At 44.0% G+C, this 3773-nt stretch carries 3 protein-coding genes; 1 reads left to right on the top strand and 2 read right to left on the bottom strand.

Annotated features, from left to right (window positions below; genetic code table 11):
• Window positions 1-294: 294 nt before the first annotated feature.
• Together L691_RS0125935 and L691_RS0125930 are read right to left on the bottom strand one after the other, a co-directional pair.
• Complete coding sequence (locus tag L691_RS0125935; RefSeq protein ID WP_025693113.1) at window positions 295-1917, bottom strand: amidohydrolase family protein; 1623 nt, start codon at window positions 1915-1917, stop codon at window positions 295-297.
• A gap of 79 nt (window positions 1918-1996) precedes the next feature.
• The gene (locus tag L691_RS0125930) at window positions 1997-2605 is read right to left on the bottom strand and encodes a nuclear transport factor 2 family protein (protein WP_025693112.1); all 609 of its coding nucleotides are present in this window, start codon (window positions 2603-2605) and stop codon (window positions 1997-1999) included.
• Between the two features lie 152 nt (window positions 2606-2757).
• Between L691_RS0125930 and L691_RS0125925 the strand changes: the two genes are divergently transcribed.
• Window positions 2758-3312, top strand: coding sequence for a TetR/AcrR family transcriptional regulator (locus L691_RS0125925; RefSeq protein WP_025693111.1), 555 nt, complete (start codon window positions 2758-2760; stop codon window positions 3310-3312).
• Window positions 3313-3773 lie beyond the last annotated feature (461 nt).

Here is a 3773-nt window from a genome sequence, read left to right as displayed (position 1 = left end):
AAGCGATTGGGGCCGCCTCGTTCATTATGACTAACGTACCCGTTAGGTTATGGAATGTTCGCTTACCTTTATGGCATATCTGTACTAACAGACTAATATTATCCTAGATATTTTTGTTCAAGTGCTTCTGCAACTCTAGGATGTACCCACTTTTTAACTGTACCTCCTAACTTCGCTACGCTCCTTAGGAGAGAAAATTAAAGCTCCAATGGATGTAGCATATTGAAAGATAAACCCAACCGCTAATATTCAGCGGAGAGGTACCACCACCATCCATATCTCTGCTTTCCGCTTTTATTTAGCCCCTATCTCTTCCTTAATAGCATCCAGTTCTGTCTTATCGCGATAGGAACCGGCACGTACAACAGCATGAATCTTATGAAGATTTTGTACACTCTCTATAGGATTTGCATCCAGGAGTACGAGATCAGCATTCTTACCTGCTTCTACGGTGCCCATATCATCCAAACGTCCCAGAAACTCAGCCCCGTTAAAGGTAGTCATCTGGAGAACATGAAGAGGTGAGATCCCCGCTTTCTCAAGTTCGTCAAATTCCTGATGTATGGAGTTACCAGCGTCACGCCAATTATCTCCGCCGCCGCCATCTGTACCAACCATCATCTTAACGCCTTCCGAATCGTAGGTCTTTACCAGTTGCAAATAAAGATTGTAGAGTTCCTGCGAAATGGAGTCACTCCCACTAGATAACAGACCGGCATGTATACGCATTACAGTTGGGGTTTGCCATGTGTTGTTCTCAACAAATATATCTGCAAGCTGGGTTGCCTTTTCTTCACTATACGTGTCAATTAATTGTTGTAGTAGTGCTGGATCTTTTTCTCCTCCTGAAGATTTAATGGCTGCACTCATAACTTGTTTGTTCACAAAATTTTGAAGCCCCTTGATCTTCATGAGTTGAACGAAGATTGGATTTGCCGTGATCGAAGGAATCGCGGTCGCCTTTGCTCTTAAGGTCTTCTCGTCAGTTGAGGCGGAAATCAGGGCCCCGTGGTTGATTCCGAAGTGTTCGACGCTGCGGATTCCATTTTCCGCAGCCACTTTCAAGTCCACGTCAGGAAGCACATGTCCGACAACCGGAATATTTAATTTTTTCCCCTCCGCTAGAACGGCATTAAATACATCCGGCCGAACGCCCCCTATTTTAATAAAGTCAGCCCCTTCCTTTTGCTGCTGGCGGACATAATCCACGGCAACCTTGGGCGTGGGTGCATTCATCGGCGTTAAGACATTACTAGGCATCGAGAGCAGCGCCGGTTGATCCGTAGAACTGGTAAAGGCGCCGGATCTCCATTCCTTCAAAAGCTCTGGTGAACCGCTCATCTGTCTGAATCCGGTCACGCCATTGGCAAGCAACAGACTCATCGCTTCTGAGGTATGCTCCTCCCCGATCATGTGCATATGCATGTCCAGGTACCCGGGAACCGCATACTTTCCGGTGGCGTCCACAACCTTCGTGTCTTTGTCCGCCTTGATACTTCCAGCCGGTGCAATATCTATGATCTTGCCCCCGGCAGACAGAAGGCTCATGTTAGAAGTTAAATTACCCGTGCGTGTATCCACAACAGTTACATTATTCAGCAAAAGCTTATAAGAAGCACTGGGCTGTTCCAGGTTCATAGCGGTGTATGGTTGAATATCCACCGGAGGCTGGCCGGCAAACAGACCGCCCCATGCGATGACAAGCGCTAATATCCAATACAGCGGGACTCGCCATCCATACCAGAATTTCGTTCTTCTCAGGATAATAAGCGAGCCGGCGGAAGCAGCCAGAATCAGATACGCATACCAGCGTTCATCACTGCTGATCATCAACACCAGAACAATTCCGAAAAGAATCACTGATAAAATCACAAATCCAATCATTTTTAAAATTTTTCTTTCTGTTTTTTGCTCCATGGTGTTCCCTCTCTCTATCAGTATTTATACACGGCCGGTCAAATGAACAACAAGGGAATCTGCGGAAATGCGTCGCCGGTTATTCATAAAGCCAATGTTCGGCTTCATTGTAAATCTGCTGTACAGAATCCGGTCTGTCGATACCCGGAAGATCCATATTTACTTCAAATCCACTCATTTTCAGGAGATAGGAAAGATTTGCGTAACTGGGTCTATACTCATCAAGTTCATTACGCGCGATTGAAAAGTACCCGCCGGAGCTGGGAAGCAATGCGTCCTTCTCATAGATTCCTTCCATGAAAACGATATGCCAACTCTTATTTATTACTTGCAGGCGATACAACAGCTTTAAGTCAGACTGAAGCTCGACTGTACAGCCGTCTATATCCGCACTGGTCTGTATGGTTGCCATCGTCACCGCGACGGCTCTGTCGTTGTTCAGTTGAATCACCGTGTTATAAAGCTTATGCGGTGCGTGGGCATCCATTTTAATGGATGCGTCTACGAATTCAGCCCCAGTTCCCGTAAACCATGAAATTTTCACAGTTGAATCCGGAGCGAAGCATTTGCGCATTTCGTCCCATAGCGCGTTATCCCTGCAAAAACGCTCAAACTCAATGAGTTCCTTAATACTAAATTTATCTTTCAGTAGTTGATCGGTGTTTCGAACAGGTCTTGTAAACAGCATATCTTTCCTCCCTAATTCTTCTAACCACTGCAGATGATGGGTACATATTTGAAAGTTACAGCTTGCTATAAAACTTTATACTGTGATACAAATGTATCATATATTATAGTGAAAACAATACAAAATCGAGAAGTGGAACAGGAGCGATGGTAATGTATCGCATCGGCAATGATAAGCGGAGAACAAAGTCCGCCAAACTCATCTGCAAAGGCATGGAACAATTGATGACAATCCAGGATTATAACGACATCTCCGTCACGCAGATAATCAACGCATCCTGCGTGGGAAGAGCTACCTTTTATCGTTTATTTGATGATAAATCGGATGTTGTATTGTACCAGATGGAATCGGTATTCGATGAATTAATCCAACGCATGGGGCCCCATACGGATTCCAATGTGGCGGTGAAATCTCTGTTTGAACTCTGGCTTTCCCAAAAAGAGCTATTTTTATCATTGGTCAAAGCAAATCTATATGGGGAGTTTCAAACACGGCTTTCCTTTGTAATCGGAGAAAAATTGAAATTCATTAAAGAAAGCGTTGGCCTTGATGACAGGAACTGGAAGTATTTTATACACATCCGCGCGGCAATGCTCTTTACTGCGTTGCGAGTAGCGATTACTCAGTTTAACGAAGATAGTCCGCTAGATATTTCCAATACGCTGAACGACCTTTTCGGCAAACAGCCAACAATATTCAAATCTTAAACTGCGGCTGTATTTGATGGTCAATTTAATCAAATCAGTGCTCAGGAATACGATGCTGAGGTAGAACGGAGTTAGCTTTGGTTAATCAATAATTTCAGCGAGAGGATATTATGCGCCTTTACAATTGTTTTAAATGTCATTTCGCTTTTTGTATTTTTTTGAAGGAATTTAAAAATTTGAGTAAATATTTTTTGTTTGATCTCTCGAATTTCGTTTCGGGAGTCTTTTCTTTTCCAGGACGGGAGTACATGAGCGGGACAAGGACTTTGATGACAAACTGCTCGTCAAGTGACTTGGTGAACTAACCCCATCCGCCAAAACGGCCAACATCGATCTGTAACTCAAAAAACTTGCCACTACTTATGATGCGGTTCGGCCCGAATGATCTTTAACTATCCTGCCCGTTAGCTTAATGAAGCACCATAAGTCTATCCTGAAATAACCCTATTTCATCATCTGAT

It is taken from the genome of Paenibacillus zanthoxyli JH29 (assembly GCF_000520715.1).
Lineage (GTDB): Bacteria > Bacillota > Bacilli > Paenibacillales > Paenibacillaceae > Paenibacillus_AQ > Paenibacillus_AQ zanthoxyli.
Note: the sequence above shows the minus strand (reverse complement) of the source record. Positions and strands in the feature narration are given on the sequence as shown.